We start from the raw sequence: 19,435 nt of genomic DNA on the forward strand, positions 1-19,435 counted from the left end.
ACATTCACGATAAATTGTGTATCTACCCCAACAAATATTTTAGTGCCAGAAACGAAAAAACCAGCCAATATAGAATTGGCTGGTTTTTCACTATTTTATACTGTTTCTAATTTTTGACGTAGAACCATTTGTAGAATTCCACCGTGACGGTAGTAATCAACCTCTACATCACTGTCGAAACGAGCTGTTACTTCAAATTCTTTCTTATCTCCATTAGGACTTGTCGCTGTTACTTTGACGAGATCATGTGGTTTAACGTCTTCTGTCACATGAACATCAAAGTGTTCCTCACCTGTTAAGCCTAAGGATTCGATGCTGTCCCCTTCTTGGAATTGCAGTGGTAGGACACCCATCATAACTAAGTTTGAACGGTGAATACGCTCAAAGCTTTGAGCTATCACTGTTTCAATACCTAGTAAGTCTGTACCTTTCGCTGCCCAGTCACGAGAACTACCCATTCCGTAGTCATGACCAGCAATGACACATAGGCCAGTGCCATCTTCTTTATATTTCATTGCAGCATCATAAATTGGCATAACATCTCCTGTTGGCCAATACGTTGTGAAACCACCTTCTTTGCCACCACCGATTTCATTACGAATTCGAATGTTAGCAAATGTACCACGCATCATCACTTCATGGTTACCACGACGTGAACCATAAGAGTTGAAGTTACGCGGTGAAACGCCATTGTCGATTAAATAGCGACCTGCTGGCATATCTTTTGGAATGGCACCAGCTGGTGAAATGTGGTCCGTTGTAACTGAATCACCGAACTTACCAATCACACGAAGATCTTCAAGTGGTTTGACTTCTTTCGGATCTTTTGACATTTCTTCGAAGAATGGTGGGTTTTGAATATAAGTTGAGTTTTCATCGAACTCATATAATGGTTCATCTGTAGTTTGGATCTTGTTCCATTCTTCATTTGAGTTGAACACTTCTTCGTATTCTTTACGGAAGATTTCAGGTGTAACAACTTCAGCAATCTGAGCTTTGATCTCATCTGATGAAGGCCAAAGATCTTTGAAGTAAACATCTTCACCATTATGGTCTTGGCCAATTGGTTCATTTAAGATATCAATATCTACAGTACCAGCTAATGCGTAAGCAACTACTAGTGGTGGTGATGCTAAATAGTTTGCGCGCACTAATGGGTGAATACGACCTTCGAAGTTACGGTTACCAGATAGAACAGATGATACCGTTAAATCTTCATTCGCAATCGCTTCTTCGATTTCAGGAAGTAATGGGCCCGAATTACCAATACAAGTTGTACAACCATAACCAACTAGGTTAAAGCCTAGGTGATCAAGGTATTCCATTAATCCAGAGTTTTCTAGATAGTTTGTAACAACTTTTGAACCTGGTGCTAATGATGTCTTAACGTAATCTGGCACCTCTAGTCCTTTTTCTACTGCGTTCTTAGCAAGAAGACCCGCACCTAACATAACGTGTGGGTTAGATGTGTTTGTACAAGACGTGATGGCGGCAATCGCTAGAGCACCTGTCTTCATTGTCGTTTCACTACCGTTGTTAAATTTAACGACAGCTTCTTTATCTTTGTCTTTCGCATCAAGTCCAAAGCCATGATTACCAGCTGGGGCTGTTAAGGCTTCGTTAAATGACTCTTTCATTTGAGAAAGAGGAATTAAGTCTTGAGGTCGTTTAGGACCTGATAAGTTTGGTTCTAGTTCTGATAGATCAATTTCTACAAGCTCTGAAAACTCAGGATCCTCTTGATCAGGTGTATAGAATAAATCGTTATTCTGAAGATATTCTTTAACCATTTGTACATGGTCTTCCGTACGACCAGTTAAGCGCATATAATCAAGTGTTTCATTATCTACTGGGAAGAAACCACATGTTGCACCATATTCAGGAGCCATGTTTGAGATTGTTGCACGGTCTGCAAGTGGCATTTCTGTTAGACCAGGACCGAAGAACTCAACAAATTTACCAACAACATTCTTCTCACGTAACACTTGTGTAACTTTTAATGCTAAGTCCGTCGCAGTTGTTGCTTCTGGGAAGCTTCCTACTAATTTAACTCCAATAACATCAGGTGTTGGAACATACGATGGTTGACCAAGCATACCTGCTTCGGCTTCGATACCACCAACACCCCAACCTAGAACGCCTAGGCCGTTAATCATTGTTGTATGTGAGTCTGTACCAAATAATGTATCTGGGAATGCATCATAAGAACCATCATCTTGTTCTTGTTCATGGACAACATTTGCAATGTACTCAAGGTTAACTTGGTGTACAATTCCTGTTGCCGGTGGAACAGCACGATAGTTATTAAATGCTTTTTGTGCCCAGTGTAAGAATTCGTAACGTTCTTTGTTACGATCGAACTCCATTTCCATATTGACACGTAAGGCATCTGGAGTACCGTAACGGTCAACTTGTACGGAGTGGTCGATAACAAGGTCCACTGGTACTTCAGGATTGATTTGGTCTGGACTTCCACCCATATCAACCATTGCTTTACGTAGTGACGCTAAGTCAACGACAGCTGGAACACCTGTAAAGTCCTGTAGAATAACACGAGAAGGTTTGAATGGAACATCTACCTTTGCCCCTTCTGCCCACTGTGCTAATTTTTCCACGTGTTCATTTTGAATAACATGTCCGTCTTGTTGACGAAGAATTGATTCTAGAAGCACACGAATTGAATAAGGTAGTTTTGAAATTTTTCCATAACCTTGTTCTTCAAGTGCTTTGAGATGGTAATAGTTATACGTTTTACCATTCAGTTCAAACTGCTTTTTCGCTTTGGCAGCATGACTTTCTACCATGTTACTTACCCCCTTAACATATGTAATGTCTCATTTCATCAGTTTATAAGCGTATTCTACAGAAAACACATTATTTCTGCACGTATTCATTTTATATTAAAACGGTATAGAAGTAAAACGATAAAAACAAATTTTATAGTTTCATTGCTAGATTAATTGATCAATCTTTGAAATCGCCAAAATAATAGAATCATGTTCGTTTGAATCGATTGTTCGAAAATCAAAATAGACCTTTTCGTTTTCAACTCTAGCAATAATCGCAGGTTGATTGAGTCGCAATAATTCTGTTACATGTTCAGCTTTTGCCTCATCAAAAGTCATGACAAGACTGTGTGATGGCAACGTAACTTCAGGCAATGTTCCACCACCGACTTGTGCCGTTGTCTGCTCAATCGATACATTAATATTTTCTAAGACTGGTAACCTGTTGATAAAAGACTGTACTGATTGCTTGATTTGTTCATCCTTTTTTAAAACAGCTTCTAAAGTTGGGATCTCTTCATAAGAACCCGCTTCAAACAGTCGAAGTGTTTCGTCAAGAGCTGCATAGGTCATCTTATCAACTCGTAAAACACGATTAAGTGAATGAGATCTTATCTGTTCTATATAGTCTTTCTTACCTGCAATGATACCTGCTTGCGGGCCTCCTAGTAGTTTATCAACACTAAATGACACAAGGTCGACTCCATAGGCAATGACTTCTTGGACAGTTGGTTCATCACTGATTCCATTTTCGCTCAAATTATATAATAACCCACTTCCTAAATCCTCATATAACACCACACCATGCTGTGTCGTTAATGGTTTAAGTTCTTGTCGATTAACACTTGCTGTAAAACCTTCCATATAAAAATTACTCTGATGGACCTTCATAATCATCTTTGTCTCTTCGCAGATCGCCTTTTGATAATCACTTAAGTGTGTTTTGTTCGTGGTTCCTACTTCATGAAGAATCGCCCCACTTTCTTCCATGATTTCAGAAACTCTGAAACTACCACCGATTTCGACTAACTCACCACGTGATACGATAACTTCTTCCCCTTGGGCCAAAGCACTCAATACTAAAAACACAGCAGCAGCGTTATTGTTAACAACGATTGCTGCTTCAGCACCTATCAATGTTTTAATACGTTCTTCAACTAAATCGTGACGAGATCCTCTTCTCCCTGTTGTTAAGTCATACTCTAATGTAGAATAGCTCTTGGCTACTTCTGTGACGCGGTTTGCGGCAGTATCGGCTAATCGAGATCGGCCCAGGTTGGTGTGAATGATCGTCCCAGTAGCATTAATAACAGATTGCAATGCTTTTCTTTGCCTTGCCTCTAATAGTTTAAACGCATACGATAAAGTAACTTCATATAAATTACCCTCATTCCAAGATGAAGGGGCCTGATTATTTAATATAGTTGAACGAATGTCGCTAGTGACTTCTTGAAAGACAGATTTCAACGAATCGAAGGGAACCCCTTCTTGATTGATCATCGTTTGACTTTGATCATCATTTAATAATTGATCTATGGCCGGAATTGATCTTAGCAATGTCATGTTAATCGCCTCATTTACTTTATATACTCGGATAACAGTCGTAACCTCCATTAGCACTAGCTAATGGAGGTTCATCATGATTTCATATCATTAATGATAGCATTAATGTCTGGAAACTCACCTGTATCTAGTTTTGAATAGATTTTCTGATCATTTACTGATATTTCAAATGCGCCGCCTGAAGATGGAATTAGTTTCATTTCTACAATCTCATGGCGAAATTCTGTAAATAATTGATCTGCGAAACTCGCAGCTTTAGGAGCATAGTTTCACTGCATACAAAATTCAATTGATACTCGATAACTCATAACTTGTCCCTCCTCTAGTGTTTGACTATTAGATTAGTAAAAATACAGACTTTTTGCAACAATCTAGATTGGAATGATAGTCTTTTTTTGAAACATGTAATAAGCTGGTATCAGGGGGTGAACCTATGAGTCGTGATCGAGAAGAAATTGTTCGGTTAACATCTTTATCAACAAAAGCTGGTTGAGGATGCAAACTCGCACCAAGCGAGCTGACTCAAGTGTTGGGTCAAGTAGAATCAAAAACAAATAATCAAAACGTTTTATATAGTCAAAATAGTGCTGATGATGCTGGTGTTTACTATATTGATGATCAACTTGCTATGGTACAATCAGTTGATTATTTCACACCTATTGTGGATGATCCTTATCAATTTGGCCAAATTGCCGTTGCCAATGCAGTAAGTGATATCTACGCGATGGGAGGCGATGTTAAAACAGCTCTAAATATCGTCGGTTTCTCTGTTGAAAAATATGGATCAGATATATTAGCTTCTATTTTACAAGGTGCTGAGGATAAGATGGCTGAAACAGGTGGTGCCATTATTGGAGGTCACTCCATTGATGATGATGAACCTAAATTCGGTTTAGCTGTCACTGGATTCGCTCATCCCAATCATATATGGACAAACGGAAATGCTAAGCCTGGTGATCAATTGATTCTAACCAAACCAATCGGAACAGGTATTGCAACGACTGCCATTAAAAAAGGTTTAGCTGATGAATCCCTTCAAACAACAACCATTAATTGGATGGGTCAGTTAAATAAACGAGCGAAGTCGATTTTACAACAATACCGACCTAATGCTGTGACTGATGTTACAGGGTTTGGTTTACTAGGGCATGCTTATGAGATTGCTGAAAACAGCCACGTTCTTCTTTCAATTAATTATGATTCGGTTCCTGTAATTGAAGGTGTTGATAATTATCTTAAACAAGGTGCTGTACCTGGTGGATCTAAAGCCAACTTATCATGGCTTAAAGACTATGTTACATTCGATTCTAATTTAAACCGTGATGACCAATTGTTATTAACGGATGCTGTAACATCTGGTGGGTTGCTGATATCATTGAATCCTCAGGACGCAGAACAATTCATACAAGAGATGAATGAATCACCTGACCATTTAGCGGTAACAATTGGTGAAGTGGTTAATCATCAAACGCCACATATAATGGTGTCATATTAGCACGAGTTTTTGATTGTAAAACTAGACAAATCCGGACGGAGCAATTCCCGTCCGGATTTATTTTAAGTCCAATATCGATATTGCTCCTCTCGTCTTGTCTTCTCTAATTGGTCACAAGTTTCTAAGAAAGGAATTATATATTTCCTTGAAATTTGTAATTGCTCCTTGGCTTCCTTTAAAGAAAACTGCTTAGGACACGCATGGTAAAGTGATTGAACAGCATGATAAAAACAATCATAATGAACAACTAATTCTTCAGTTAATTGAATAATGAGTTGCTTAGATAAACAATAATCTTTTAATGATTCAACTGTTGCTGCCTCTAACTCAGGGAAATACGTCCTCCATTCTTTTACTGTTAATCCATCTTCATATAAGTGATTTAAACCTCTGTTAACAGTTTCTCTGATTTCACTAGGAATATAAGGTTCAAATTCAGGGAGTTTAACTAAGTGTTGCTCTTGAATCATACAATGACTGTTTACCCATTCATTTAGGATTTTCTTTTGGGTTTTATCAGGTGCATCAATGGTTTGCATGACAATCGATTTATCTAGACCAGTTTCCATAGGATATTGATTATGGAAGTTCTGCAATTGATTAAAAACCTGATGATATTGACTTTCTAACCACGCTTTCGATGCAAATGATTGATCGATTTGAATAAGTGATTGCGTCTTTAGTAATTGTTCTAATAATGCAGTAACTTCGGCTTCTTGTAAGTTTAAGACGTTTGCAATTTCGCCTTCAGTTAAAAGTGGTTCTTCTTGATGCAAATAATCTATTAATTGTTCACTTGGTGATTGTACCGATGACCTTTTAATTGTATCCACTGTTTGTTTTCCAAATTTGTGTTTCCTAGCAGGAGCGTGCACCACTTTACCCCCACCAATTGTTTCTTTAGGGCTAGCACGTCTTAATACAAATAAATCATGCCTAAATGCATACACTGATTCCTCAAGTTCAAGTTGCGCGTAAACTGTTTCTTCAGCTTCATGAATTTCATTGCGATCAAATAAAATTATTCGTCCGTACACTTCACTCGTTCCAATATGTAATTTAATCGGGCTTCGCTGTTTAATGGTTTGTTGTAAATACCGAGAAGTCTGAATTTCAACATCTAGACGATATGCTTCTACTTGATTAGGGTGATTAGTTAACACATCTCCTCGTTTAATAGTATCAGATTCAAGCCCTTTAATCGCTAAGGCAGCCCGGCTACCAAGTGATGCTGATTCTACCGTTCGACCAAACTGTTCAATACTTTTTACACTCACCGAACGATTGCTAGGCTGAACATATAATTGGTCACGGTTATACACCACTCCATCTAACACCGTGCCACGAACGACCGTACCAATCCCGTGAATTTGAAAGGCTTGGTCAATGGGCATACGAAAGTAACCCATCGAATTACGGTATGGCGAAACTTCAAGAAGCTGCAATAAAGCATGCTTTAAATCGGCAATTCCTTTCTCTGATTGCGAATCGACTAAATGAATTGGAGCTTGTTCAAATACTGTATCATGAGTGTATCGATTTAATTCTTCTAATACGAGTTGTAACCATTCATCATCCACTAACTCTATTTTCGTAATTACAATCATCGTATTTTGGATCTTTAAATAATTTAAAATTTCGAGATGTTCAACAGTTTGTGGCATTACCCCATCATCTGCAGCCACAACTAACACTGTTTTATCAACACCTGAGACTCCTGCAATCATTTGTCTTATAAACCGTTCATGTCCTGGTACATCAATAATTGATAAAGTCATCCCGTCATCTTCATACAATGGAGCATAACCTAATTCAATTGAAATGTTTCGCTCCTGCTCTTCTTGTAATCTATCTGTGTTAATTCCTGTTAAAGCTTCAGTTAATTTGGTTTTTCCGTGGTCTATATGGCCGGCCATACCTATTGTGTATTGTTTCATGTCTATTATGTCACCATCTAAACTTATTTAAAATCGATCTTGAAGATACTCCCTTGAGGTTCGCGGTCTAAAATACTTAATTCAGCATGATGATTCTGCAATATATCTAACGTAACCATTAAGCCTAGTCCGGTACCTTTATCTTTTGTCGTAAAAAACGGTTGCCCTAATTTCTCCTTTAATGAATCAGGCACACCAGGACCTTCATCTATTACTTCTATAGTTAATATTTCATTCGTATTAATCCGTATTGTTATAATGCCTGGGTTTTCCATTGCTTCGATTGCATTTTTTATTAGATTAATGAATACCTGCTTCAGTTGCATCGGATCACAGTAGATTTCATGTATTTCAACGTCAGTTTCTAACACGAGATCGATATCATTCATTCTAGCTTGCGAACGCATAAGCATACAAATATCTTCAAGTATTGAAATGATATTTGCTTGTTCAAACTCGTTCGGAGAAGGTTTTGCAATATACAACATTTCTGTTGAAATAGCTTCTATTTTTTCAATTTCATCTTTCATAATGGCTAGATACTCTTCCTTACCTTCGATGCCTGTTTCGAGAAGTTGGAGGAAACCTTTTAAAGATGTTATTGGATTTCGAATCTCATGAGCAATACTAGCTGCTAATTGTCCAGCTGTTGAAAGCTTTTCTGAACTAATTAACATTTGTTGAGCTTGTTTATGCTCCATAATATCTTGAATAACTGATACATAAAATGGTTTGTTTGTATCAGGATCCACAATCTGTCCAGAGTTTGCAAGACAATCAATATACTCACCATCTGAATTTAATAGACGAAATTCATGGCTCTTTTTATCATCAATTGGTAACGTTTTAACTAAGTCTCGTAACGAATCACGGTGCTCAGGGTGAATATATTGTAAAATCGATTGTTTCATTAATTCATCTCGTTCATAACCAAACACATGGTAGACTGATTTACTAACGAACGCTATTTCGAGAGATTCATCATATATAATTTTAACTGCCATAGAATGCTCATCACACCAATAATGTGAAGCTTCTATTAAGCTACTGTTAGGAACATCATTCTGTATGGCATTCATATCTAAAAAGGTTAACGGTTCGTGCAACATTGCAAATGTCCTCCTCAATCAGGCGAATTTATTACAAACTATGAATGATGATATCAAAATATTACAACAAATATTATTTTACCGAAATTTTTGTCAATTGTCTAAAATTTATCAAAATGATTCTGTATTAAGAACAATTATACTAAATAATGAATTTAATTCAATATTTTCAAAAAACGTTTAAGTTGCGCATAGTTTAATCAACTTGTATAATCTTATTTGGATATTATGGGGCTGGTTACAGTGCTGGTGCTTGTCACGGTCTTCAAAACCGTTCGGGAGGCGCGTGCCGTCTCTGGTGGGTTCGATTCCCACACAGTCCCGCCAATGCAAATTATGAAGCGAGTGAGGTCTATGTCAACTACGATTGGAATTCTATTACTGATATGGTCGTTTATCATGCTTGTTTTACTAGTAATCGGTGGCTATTTCATGTTTCGCAAGTTTTTGAAAAAGCTACCTAAAGAAGATGGTAAATCAATTATTGATTGGGAAGAATACTATGTTAATCAGACAATTGACCTGTGGAGTGAAGACCAAAAAGCTTTACTTAATGAATTAGTTGAGCCAGTTCCTGATATATTTCAAGATGTGGCGAAACAGAAAATTGGTGCTAAAATTGGCCAACTGGCACTTGAGCGCCGGGCAAATAGCATAACATTAGACCTGCTTATTGAAGGTTATATACTAGCAACCCCTAAACGAGATCATAAATTCTTAATCAAACGTTTAGAAGAAAAAGAAATCGATTTTTCGCCCTATGAACATTTGCTAGAACGAAATTATAAAAGCGGAAGCCAAGGAACATAACCTTGACTTCCGCTTTTTTTATGATAATGTCGCTTTTAATTTCATGAATTTAACTAGCATGCCAATCCGCCAAGTTACTAGCATAGCAAATGCTAATAAATAAAACATAGAGCTGGTCTCACCTACTGAGATGGATTCGCCTACTGCTAATTTCCAAGCTACTCGAATGACCAGCAAACCAATTAAAACAATACCTAATGCTTTAGACGGTTTTAAATAAATATCCTGATCGTATATTTCAAATTTAGACGTAAGAATAAGCACTATTGAAAATAGTAGTCCAACCGTTATGGCTTCTAAAACTAAAAGCCATTCAATTCGAAAATATGGAAATGCAAACATCAGTGCGCCCGTGCTCATAAACAAAGGGGGTAATAAGATTTTTTTAATACTTGCTGGTTTTTTCGAAGCCCTCTGTCGGACCACAATCATACCACTAGCCATGATCATAGCCATAATCGTTATGGCCGTTGCAACAAGTGGATGATCCAAGAATGAAAACATGATTATTCAACCTCTTCTTCTTTTGAATCAGTCGCAATTGTTAAAATGATGGTCATGCTTACGCCAATCACAGCCAAATATATTCCAAAATCAAAAATTAGAGCTGTTGACAGGTGGGTCTTGCCTAAGATTGGTAACTGAAAATACGCCGCATTTTGTGATAAAAATGGCTCGCCGAAGATAAAACTTCCGACACCGAACAAAGCAGCAATACCAACACCGACAATAAATAGGGTTGTGAAATTGATCGGCAATATTTTCGTTATTTTTTCATAACCGTAAGTCATATACATTAGAATAATTGCAGCAGCTGTCATGAGGCCTCCAATAAAGCCTCCTCCAGGTGCATTGTGACCAGCAAAAAATAAATAAATTGAGAAACCGAGTAGAATAAATGTGATCAGCTGTGTCATTGTTTTTAAGATAATATCATTTTGATTAACCATATACGTCTGTTTCTCCTTTAATCTAGACCTTGTATGTTAATTATAGGTGATTCGATACATCCATTCAATCTTTAAAAGCCTTGGAATCCAAATAAATTGGCTAAATATGATGTGATGATTTTTAACCAGTCAAAAAATAGAACAAAACCTAATACAATTAAGACATAACCTCCAATTGTCATGACTTTTTGTGCATATTTTTTAATCCAATTCATCTTGCCAATAAAGAATGACATGATGAAGAACGGAATTGAAAAGCCAAGTGAATAGGCTGACATCATCACGACACCTGATTCAGGATTTGTGGCAGCAAGCGATAGAATCGCTGCTAGGATAGGACCGGTGCATGGTGTCCAACTCATTGAAAAAGCTGCACCAATTAATAATGTACCTAAATAACCCACTGGTCGATTTTTAAACGTGACTTTTCTCTCCTTCATTAGGAAATCAAAGTTGAAAAAGCCAATCATTACTAAACCAAAGAAAATAATTAATATAGCGCCGATTTGTCGAATTAAATCACTGTAAGCATATAGAGTTCCGCCTATAAATGATGCAGTAAAGCCAAGCATAATAAACACAGAAGAAAAGCCGATTAAGAAAAATAAGGTATGTAACATACTTCGTTTTCTTAACATGGCTTTATCATTTTTAAGCTCTTCTACACTCATTCCTGTCACGTAAGACAAAAAGACAGGATATAAAGGTAAAACACAAGGTGATATGAACGTGAGAATTCCTGCTCCAAATGCAAGAAAAATATTTAAATCCGTCATGGTATACGCTCCTAATCCTATTCTTACATTTATATACTACCATCGTATCAAACATTACGCTCGTTTGTAGGCTTATTCATTGACGGTTTTATGAAAATCACTAATAAAAAAGAATGGGCATCGCACCCATTCTTTTTTATTACTTATCTTTTTTCTTTTTCTTATCGTCATTGTCCATCTGTTGTGTCATGGACTTCATCATTTGGTTGATTTTCTTCTGCGATGGCTTTTGTCCCATCTGCATCATCATCGTACGTAACATTTGCTCATTGATTGGTGGGTTCTTCTTCAAATAACTCATCATTGTCTTACGAGCAATAAAAAAGCCTGCAAGAAGGCCAAGAATCAATGTGGCAATAGCAATTAATACAACCCATAGTATATCCATTGCTTCATTTTCCTCCTATCTCGTTGTCTTTATACAGTATAGTAAAACTTATCTACTATGACAATAGCTTTTCAGGAAGTCTTGTCGAATTCCTGAAATAGTACCTATACATGGTCAAATTAGATCGTAATATCAAAGGCGCGATTGGTTAACGGAAGGATCCAACCACACTCTATGGTATCGTAATTGACGATAAACGTTCGCGGGTTCCACTGTTTTAACCAAGGAAATAAAACATATTCGAGTTGTGAAAATGACTGAGTATAAACATTAATCGCTTCGTTAGTTCCTGTTACGACTATTTGTTCCTGTCCTTTATGTAACACAACTTTTTGTTGATCTAATTGAGCTAGGTATTGATGACTTTGATCATAATAAGCCCATGCTTGAATAAAATGCATAAATGAAGGCTGGTCTAAAACAGTACTAACTAATTGTTCATCTAAAATCTTGTCATGACATTGCTTCAAAAAACGATATAATACATCAACTTTATAATAAAAATCATTCACATAGTCTGGTTTTACAAAATATAAGGAATATTGATACATGAATTGCCCTCCTTTTGGACAAGCGTATCAATATTCCTAATCAAAATTTGTCGTTTTCACACTATACGCTGATGAAAACTTGATCGAAAGCTAGTATTATTTGTTTAATGCTGCTTTTGCACGTTTTACTACATTTTCAACATTAAAGCCATAATTTTCTACAACTTCTCCACCAGGTGCTGATGCGCCGAATGTATCAATGCCAAGAATATCACCATTGATACCTACATAACGCTCCCAACCAAATGGTGAAGCCATTTCAACAGCTAAGCGATTAGTTACATTAGGTGGAAGAACTGTTTCTTTGTATTCTTCAGACTGTTCTTCAAAGCGTGCCCATGATGGCATACTCACAACTTGCGCATCGATTCCTTCTTCTTTCAGTTGTTCACTTGCTTTATAAACAAGCTGCACTTCTGAACCTGTTGCTAAAAGAATTAGATCTGGTTGTTCTTTGTCTGCGTGTTTTAATACGTATGCACCTTTACGCACACCTTCACGTGCTAACTCATCTGTTTCAGGTAACACTGGTAAGCCTTGTCGTGTTAACACTAAAGCAGTCGGATGATCTGTCGATTCAACTGATAATTCCCATGCCATTTTCGTTTCATTAGCATCTGCTGGGCGAATCACGTCGAGATGTGGCATTGCGCGTAATGATGGTAACTGTTCAACTGGCTCGTGTGTAGGACCATCTTCACCAACCGCAATAGAATCATGTGTTAACACATATGTGACTGGTGCGCCCATTAATGCTGAAAGACGTAGAGCTGGGCGTAAGTAATCACTAAAGACAAAGAATGTACCACCATAAACTTCTACACCACCGTGTAAAGCCATACCGTTCAAGGCAGCTGCCATCGCAAATTCACGGACACCAAACCAAATATTACGACCACTATAGTCAGCAGGTTTAAAGTCGTCCTCGCCTTTTAATGTTGTTTTATTTGATCCAGCTAAATCAGCACTACCGCCGATTAAATTAGGAATGTTTGCAGCTAATCCATTTAATACTTCACCTGAAGCGGCACGTGTTGCTAAAGCTTTAGAATTCTCATCATAATCTGGTAAGTCAGCGTTCCATCCTGCCGGTAGGTCGCCGTTAATTGCACGTTCAAAATCTTTTGCTAGTTCAGGATGTGCTTGTTTATAAGATTCTAGAAGCTCATTCCATTTCGCTTCTACTTGAGCACCGCGATCTTGTACTTTCTCTTTGAAGTCGGCTTTTACTTCATCTGGGATGTAAAATGATTCTTCATAATCCCAACCATAATGCTCTTTGGCTAATTTCAGTTCGTCTTCACCAAGTGGAGCGCCATGTGCGTCTGCTTTACCTGATTTATTAGGTGCACCATAACCGATTACTGTTTTTACTTCGATCATTGTTGGTTGTTCAGTATTTGCTTTCGCTTCTTTTAACGCCTTTTCAATCGCGTCAGTATCATTACCGTCTTCTACAACAATGACATGCCAACCGTATGCTTTATAGCGGTCTTCAATACTTTCAGAGAATGAACGGTTTAGGTCACCATCAAGTGAAATATCATTTGAATCATACATCACAATTAGTTTTCCAAGTTTTAAATGACCTGCTAATGATGCGGTTTCTTGAGAGACACCTTCCATTAAGTCACCATCGCCACATATAGCATACGTGTAATGATCAACAACTTGATGATCTTCCGTATTATATTTTGCAGCCAAGAAGCGTTCAGCCATCGCTTTACCTGTAGCCATTGCCAAACCTTGTCCAAGTGGGCCAGTTGTTGCTTCTACGCCGTCCGTATGCCCGTATTCTGGATGACCTGGTGTTTTAGAACCCCACTGACGAAACGATTTTAAATCATCTAACGTAACATTATATCCAGACAAATGAAGCAATGAATATAAAAGCATTGAGCCGTGCCCAGCTGATAAAACAAAGCGATCACGATCAAACCATGTTGAATGATTCGGATTGTGATTCATTATTTTAGTCCATAGTGTATAGGCCATTGGTGCAGCACCCATTGGCATTCCTGGGTGACCTGAACTTGCATTTTCAACTGCATCAATAGTTAGTGTTCTAATCGTATTAATTGATAATTGTTCTGTCGTTTGACTCATAACTAAATTCTCCCTTCAATATTGCGATTCTGTTAGATTTATCAACATTTCTATTCTAACAAAAAACACCAACAAATATCGTCATAAATTTAATGTTTTTTATTATTTTCTTGCTCTTGCTTTAATTTATCAGGTGTTACATCCTGTCCTTCTGGGTCCACGACTTTCATGGACTGTAATTGGCCTTTAAATGATGAACGGAATGCTTTTAAGTATTCTTGGCGTAGTTCCTGTTGTTCCTTCTCTTCTTTCTTATTTAATCCTTTGGTCTTCTTTTTGTTTGCCAGTTCATTAATCCGGTCAAGTTTATTTTGAGATAACATTATGATACTCCTTTTGCCTTTATCCTTTTATATTGCCTTAAATTTTCTATTCCAAACTTTATTTTAAATCGTACACCATGTAAAAACAAGAATTGTGTTCAAAACACGAACGAACGTTTGTTTTTTGTGTGAATAGTTGGTATAATGTAACTATTATTAGGAAGCTATTCTATCATGGGATATGGTGATGAGGTGAGCGGAATGACAAAATTATCAAAACGACAAAAACAAATTTATGAGTTTATTTCGGAAGAAGTCCGAGCGAAAGGGTATCCACCATCTGTTCGTGAAATTGCTGAAGCTGTTGGTTTAGCATCCAGTTCAACAGTTCATGGACATTTATCACGATTAGAAGAGAAAGGTTATATCCGACGTGATCCAACCAAGCCACGTGCAATCGAAATCACACATGAAGATCAACAAACCGTACAAGAGCGCCATGCTATGTACGCACCACTGATTGGTAAAGTAACAGCGGGTGAACCTATTACAGCTATAGAGAATATCGAGGAATATATTCCTTTACCTAATACTCAAGCAACAGTTGATGATGATGTGTTCATTTTATCAATTCAAGGTGACAGTATGATTGAAGCCGGTATTCTGAATGATGACTTAGTTATCGTACGTAAGCAAGCCACAGCAGCAAATGGTGATATTGTTGTTGCTATGACTGAACAAGATGAAGCTACGGTCAAGCGTTTTTTCCAAGACAGCCATCAATATCGCCTTGAACCAGAAAATACATCCATGGAACCCATCATTTTAGATCACGTCACTATTTTAGGCAAAGTGATTGGCGTTTACCGTGATATTCATTAATAAAACCCGCGTATGTTAAAACATACGCGGGTTTATTCGTAATGCCCACCAATCTTTTGACCACGATCGAGTGCGATTCCTCCCGATGTATAACTGCTAGCTCGCAATATAGCAGTCGAACCAAATCGCTCGCGGATATGATCGACCGCTTCATTTAGCTGTTTCCTATCAGCACGATTATCAAATAAACTGAGTTGTGTCCCAATATCATCCGTTAAATTGGTTAAAGTAACGGATGCTTTACGAATATGAGCGCCATCAGTATGAAACTCTTCAAACAATTGCATACACACATCATACATTTCCATCGTGTCATTTGTCGGAACATCAATCGACCGAGAACGACTAAAATGTTGCCCTATTTCATCTGTATAACGAATCGCCAAATGTATTGTACGTCCTGCACGGTCATCACGCCTCGCTCTCCGGCATGCTTCATCACATAAATCAAGGAGACAGGCTTTGATTTCATCCTCAGTATAATCCCGAAGTAGCGTGATGCCATGACCGTACCCTTTTTGTTCTGTCTTGGTGAATTGGCCAATCACAGGACTTAAGTCAATTCCCCATGCATGCCAGTACAATTGTTCGCCCATAATGCCGAAGCGTTTTTTTAAATGTGATTGCGAAAATTGAGCTAAGTCCCCTAAGGTCACGATCCCCATACGATTAAGATGACCTTTCATTTTAGAACCAATTCCCCAAATGTTTTCGATTTCAATCGGCCACAGTTTGTCTGCGACCTGTTCATAACGACATTCACTGATCCCATTCGGTGATTTTTTCGCATGTAAGTCCATCACTACTTTCGCCAGAAACTTATTATCACCAATGCCAATGACCGAATCAATCCCAAATTGTTCGTGAATACTCGATTTAACTTTTTCTGCGATCGTGTGAGTTGATCCATATAAAGGTTCTAAACCATCGACTGTTAACCATAATTCGTCAACAGAATAGACATGAATCGCTTCTTTTGGAACAAAGTGCATCATTAATTTTGTAATCTCTAAGGATACTGTTAAATAATCACCCATATGAGCTGGGGCAATCACGATATTAGAGTCTTCAGGCAGCTCAAAATAACGACTCACATTGCTGATACCGTGTTTCTTTTTCAAAGCAGGAGATGCAGCCAACACAATACTGCCACGTCGATTCGGATCACCAACAACAGCTAATAGTGCTGTTTGCGGATTGAGTCCTCTTTTCATGCATTCAACACTCGCATAAAATGAACGCATATCAATACAAAGAACATCATGCCTCGGGTATAAACGATAATCCATTATAGCGACACCTTTATTCCATCATATCTTTAATATGTCTGAGGGGAATCCATTCACGTTCATCATCCATCGTTTGAATTCGCACGGCTTGATCCTGTTTACTCCAGTCTAGAACCCATCCGTTCATCTCTCGAAATTCATTAGCTTTATAATAAACAATATGAATAGGTTGCCCCGTTTGATAAGCCTCGGTTAACACATGAATATAATAACTAAGCTGTTGGTCGTCTAACATTGGTGGTTGTCGATCGTTTTGTACTTGCCATATATCTTGAAGTGCATCAACATGCTCTGGAAGCATGAGTGACGTCCATTTAATACTGCCGCGATCATGGTGCATCATGAGTTTAAGCCTCCATTTGTTTACTTTGATTGTGATCAATCGGATAAATAGCTAAGATATTAGCTTTTTGAAAGGAACGAACAGCCTGCCGTGTAAAACAATAAGCAAGAATTCGATGATCTTCCATTTTAATAATCGTCACCGTTCGTTGCGTCATATTATTGTGATGATCAATGTAGACCATTTCTAATTTCTTATTGTAACGAAGTGATGATGGTAATAACTGTCCCATAATTGATAACCTCCTCGATATAAGAACGTTTGTTCGTATTATAGCATCCCCTCCTTCTTAAAAGCAATACATTTTATACCCTTCCACTAAATAACAATTAAATGGTCATAAATTCTTTACAAGGATCTTAATACAGTTTTTACTTTTCGAGCTAGGGAATTTATAATATATGTGAGGAAATAGGATGTTTACTCGTAAGTTAGCCAATGGGGTGACAGTCAATTTTATTTAAAATTATTATTTAAGGAGTTGATTGGTATTGGAACACTTCAAAAATATGTTTAACCATTTGTACTGGTCTAATAACAAGATTCTAGAGTGCTTACACAATAATGACAATAAAAACGCTAGGAGGTTATTCGCACATATTTTGTATGCTGAACAAGTATGGTTTGCAAGATTGAAAAAGGAGACCTCTCCACTTTCATCGTTATGGGTGGAGGATATCAATGTTGCGGAATGTGCAAAACTTGCCTACGAAAACGAGTTGAGTTATACAACATATATAAATCAGTTAAATAACTCTGATTTAGAGCAGTCAATAACATATCAAAATAGCCAAGGATTAGAATTTGAAACTCCAATTAAAGAAGTTCTCACCCATGTTGTTCTCCATGGTCAATATCATCGCGGACAAATCAATTTACATTTACGTATAAATGGTGACAAACCAGTTAATGTCGATTATATTACCTATAATAGAAATAGGTAACTTAATTAAAGTCGAGCTGGTGCAGCACCAGCTCGGCCCCCTACTGGGTATTAAGGCTAAATTAAATAAACTAATTTTTAAATATTCACCTATGCTAAAATAACTTTGATTGAGGTTCTTGCAATTGATGTAAAGCGTTCTACAAGCGAAGCTCTTTTGCATAAATCATAACAACATCAACATCCACCCCGTTTGATTAATTCCACAATTTTTTGCTTTAAGGATTCATCTACACACATCTTTTTTTATACCTTTCCGTAGTATCTACTTTATAATAAGTTCATTTCTTTTCCGTATATTTCTACTCTTAATATAAACACTATTATTGCCAGTAATTTAATTAAGGAGTGGTTATTTGTTTTATCACGTAAAGGAACTTCAATACAACGCGAAACCATCAAAACCAGACGCTGTTTATGCCAAGAAACTACAAGAAATACTAGGTGGACAGTATGGTGAAATGACGGTTATGATGCAGTATCTATTTCAAGGATGGAACTGTCGAGCAGAAAACAAATATAAAGATATGATTATGGATATCGCAACGGAAGAAATTGCCCACGTAGAAATGATCGCTAACATGATTGCACAACTTCTAGATGGCGCTCCAGCAAATGATCAAGAACAAGCTGCGAAAGATCCTGCAGTCGAAGCCGTATTAGGCGGTATGAACCCTCAACATGCTATCGTCAACGGCTTAGGTGCCCAACCGAACGATAGCGTCGGTTACCCTTGGTCAGCTCGCTATACGGTAGGTAGCGGAAATTTACTTGCTGATTTCCGTGCTAATTTAAACGCCGAGTCACAAGGAAGACTACAAGTATGCCGACTTTATGAAATGACGACAGACCCTGGTGTTAGAGATATGCTTTCCTTCCTCATTGCTCGTGACAAGATGCACCAAAATCAATGGATGGCAGCTATTGAAGAATTAGAAAGAACTCAGGATGCTGTCGTACCAAGTACATTCAATCCACAACATGAAAAACAAGAAGTAGCTTATACTTTCTATAGCTTCTCTGAAGGCACAGAGAGTCAACAAGGAAGCTGGGCAAACGGTCCTACAATGGATGGAAAAGGAACATTTGAATATATCCAAAACCCAGAACCAATGGGACAAATTCCAAACCTTAAACCTGGACCACCTTTCATTCACGGGACTCCACCGACAAACTTGAAAAACGGTGAGCAATCCCCTCCTCAATAATTTAATAACAACACCCAGAGTTTTTGCACTTTGGGT

19 protein-coding genes, 1 tRNA gene and 1 pseudogene are annotated in these 19,435 nt (G+C 37.7%); 6 read left to right on the forward strand and 15 right to left on the reverse strand.

Going from position 1 to position 19,435, the window contains the following annotated elements; all coding sequences use genetic code 11:
- Positions 1–95: 95 nt before the first annotated feature.
- From acnA to J2S77_RS04385, 3 genes and pseudogenes are all read right to left on the reverse strand, one after another.
- On the reverse strand, positions 96–2,804 hold the full coding sequence (gene acnA, locus J2S77_RS04375) for an aconitate hydratase AcnA (protein ID WP_306975021.1): 2,709 nt from the start codon (positions 2,802–2,804) through the stop codon (positions 96–98).
- Positions 2,805–2,951: 147 nt separating this feature from the next.
- Positions 2,952–4,349 carry an L-seryl-tRNA(Sec) selenium transferase gene (selA, locus tag J2S77_RS04380; RefSeq protein WP_306975022.1) on the reverse strand — a complete coding sequence of 466 codons (1,398 nt, stop codon included), beginning with the start codon at positions 4,347–4,349 and terminating at the stop codon, positions 2,952–2,954.
- 74 nt (positions 4,350–4,423) lie between these two features.
- A pseudogene (locus J2S77_RS04385) lies at positions 4,424–4,606 on the reverse strand (Rdx family protein); the annotation flags it as partial.
- A gap of 176 nt (positions 4,607–4,782) precedes the next feature.
- Here J2S77_RS04385 and selD point away from each other — a divergent pair.
- Positions 4,783–5,844: a selenide, water dikinase SelD gene (gene selD, locus J2S77_RS04390; protein WP_370871781.1), complete on the forward strand. Its 1,062-nt coding sequence runs from the start codon at positions 4,783–4,785 to the stop codon at positions 5,842–5,844.
- Between the two features lie 62 nt (positions 5,845–5,906).
- On the opposite strand, the gene selB is transcribed toward selD, so the two are convergent.
- Positions 5,907–7,781, reverse strand: coding sequence for a selenocysteine-specific translation elongation factor (gene selB / locus J2S77_RS04395; protein ID WP_306975024.1), 1,875 nt, complete (start codon positions 7,779–7,781; stop codon positions 5,907–5,909).
- Positions 7,782–7,804: 23 nt separating this feature from the next.
- A complete protein-coding gene (locus J2S77_RS04400) occupies positions 7,805–8,890 on the reverse strand; it encodes an ATP-binding protein (protein ID WP_306975026.1) in 1,086 nt (361 codons plus the stop codon).
- A 230-nt stretch (positions 8,891–9,120) separates the two neighbouring features.
- Here J2S77_RS04400 and J2S77_RS04405 point away from each other — a divergent pair.
- Positions 9,121–9,217: transfer RNA gene (locus tag J2S77_RS04405), tRNA-Sec, on the forward strand.
- Between the two features lie 27 nt (positions 9,218–9,244).
- Positions 9,245–9,700, forward strand: a complete 456-nt coding sequence (locus J2S77_RS04410) for a DUF2621 family protein (RefSeq protein WP_306975028.1) — start codon at positions 9,245–9,247, stop codon at positions 9,698–9,700.
- A gap of 18 nt (positions 9,701–9,718) precedes the next feature.
- Here J2S77_RS04410 and J2S77_RS04415 read toward each other — a convergent pair whose 3' ends face one another.
- The 7 genes from J2S77_RS04415 to J2S77_RS04445 all read right to left on the reverse strand — a co-directional run bounded on the left by J2S77_RS04415 (position 9,719) and on the right by J2S77_RS04445 (position 14,794).
- The gene (locus tag J2S77_RS04415) at positions 9,719–10,204 is read right to left on the reverse strand and encodes a CcdC family protein (protein ID WP_306975030.1); all 486 of its coding nucleotides are present in this window, start codon (positions 10,202–10,204) and stop codon (positions 9,719–9,721) included.
- Between the two features lie 2 nt (positions 10,205–10,206).
- Complete coding sequence (locus tag J2S77_RS04420; RefSeq protein WP_306975032.1) at positions 10,207–10,650, reverse strand: Na(+)/H(+) antiporter subunit B; 444 nt, start codon at positions 10,648–10,650, stop codon at positions 10,207–10,209.
- A 71-nt stretch (positions 10,651–10,721) separates the two neighbouring features.
- Positions 10,722–11,426 carry a cytochrome c biogenesis CcdA family protein gene (locus J2S77_RS04425; RefSeq protein ID WP_306975034.1) on the reverse strand — a complete coding sequence of 235 codons (705 nt, stop codon included), beginning with the start codon at positions 11,424–11,426 and terminating at the stop codon, positions 10,722–10,724.
- A gap of 139 nt (positions 11,427–11,565) precedes the next feature.
- Entirely contained in the window at positions 11,566–11,814 is a 249-nt protein-coding gene (locus tag J2S77_RS04430; protein ID WP_306975036.1) for a YneF family protein, read from the reverse strand.
- Between the two features lie 119 nt (positions 11,815–11,933).
- The gene (gene sirA, locus J2S77_RS04435) at positions 11,934–12,365 is read right to left on the reverse strand and encodes a sporulation inhibitor of replication protein SirA (RefSeq protein WP_306975037.1); all 432 of its coding nucleotides are present in this window, start codon (positions 12,363–12,365) and stop codon (positions 11,934–11,936) included.
- A 96-nt stretch (positions 12,366–12,461) separates the two neighbouring features.
- On the reverse strand, positions 12,462–14,471 hold the full coding sequence (tkt, locus tag J2S77_RS04440; protein ID WP_306975040.1) for a transketolase: 2,010 nt from the start codon (positions 14,469–14,471) through the stop codon (positions 12,462–12,464).
- 89 nt (positions 14,472–14,560) lie between these two features.
- Positions 14,561–14,794: a DUF896 domain-containing protein gene (locus J2S77_RS04445; protein ID WP_306975042.1), complete on the reverse strand. Its 234-nt coding sequence runs from the start codon at positions 14,792–14,794 to the stop codon at positions 14,561–14,563.
- A gap of 201 nt (positions 14,795–14,995) precedes the next feature.
- Here J2S77_RS04445 and lexA point away from each other — a divergent pair, with 201 nt between their 5' ends.
- Positions 14,996–15,616, forward strand: a complete 621-nt coding sequence (gene lexA / locus J2S77_RS04450) for a transcriptional repressor LexA (RefSeq protein ID WP_306975043.1) — start codon at positions 14,996–14,998, stop codon at positions 15,614–15,616.
- A gap of 32 nt (positions 15,617–15,648) precedes the next feature.
- On the opposite strand, the gene J2S77_RS04455 is transcribed toward lexA, so the two are convergent.
- From J2S77_RS04455 to J2S77_RS04465, 3 genes are read right to left on the reverse strand one after another with little or no spacing between them, the layout of a single operon-like run.
- Positions 15,649–16,905 carry a DNA polymerase IV gene (locus J2S77_RS04455; protein ID WP_306975044.1) on the reverse strand — a complete coding sequence of 419 codons (1,257 nt, stop codon included), beginning with the start codon at positions 16,903–16,905 and terminating at the stop codon, positions 15,649–15,651.
- A 13-nt stretch (positions 16,906–16,918) separates the two neighbouring features.
- Positions 16,919–17,248, reverse strand: coding sequence for a YolD-like family protein (locus J2S77_RS04460; protein WP_306975046.1), 330 nt, complete (start codon positions 17,246–17,248; stop codon positions 16,919–16,921).
- A 4-nt stretch (positions 17,249–17,252) separates the two neighbouring features.
- Positions 17,253–17,480 carry a hypothetical protein gene (locus J2S77_RS04465; RefSeq protein ID WP_306975048.1) on the reverse strand — a complete coding sequence of 76 codons (228 nt, stop codon included), beginning with the start codon at positions 17,478–17,480 and terminating at the stop codon, positions 17,253–17,255.
- A gap of 259 nt (positions 17,481–17,739) precedes the next feature.
- On the opposite strand from J2S77_RS04465, the gene J2S77_RS04470 reads away from it, so the two are divergent.
- Positions 17,740–18,192, forward strand: a complete 453-nt coding sequence (locus tag J2S77_RS04470; protein ID WP_306975050.1) for a DinB family protein — start codon at positions 17,740–17,742, stop codon at positions 18,190–18,192.
- Positions 18,193–18,547: 355 nt separating this feature from the next.
- Complete coding sequence (locus J2S77_RS04475; RefSeq protein ID WP_306975051.1) at positions 18,548–19,399, forward strand: manganese catalase; 852 nt, start codon at positions 18,548–18,550, stop codon at positions 19,397–19,399.
- The last annotated feature ends 36 nt before the right edge of the window (positions 19,400–19,435 follow it).

Source organism: Alkalibacillus salilacus, from assembly GCF_030812915.1.
In the GTDB taxonomy this organism is placed as follows: Bacteria; Bacillota; Bacilli; order Bacillales; family Alkalibacillaceae; genus Alkalibacillus; species Alkalibacillus salilacus.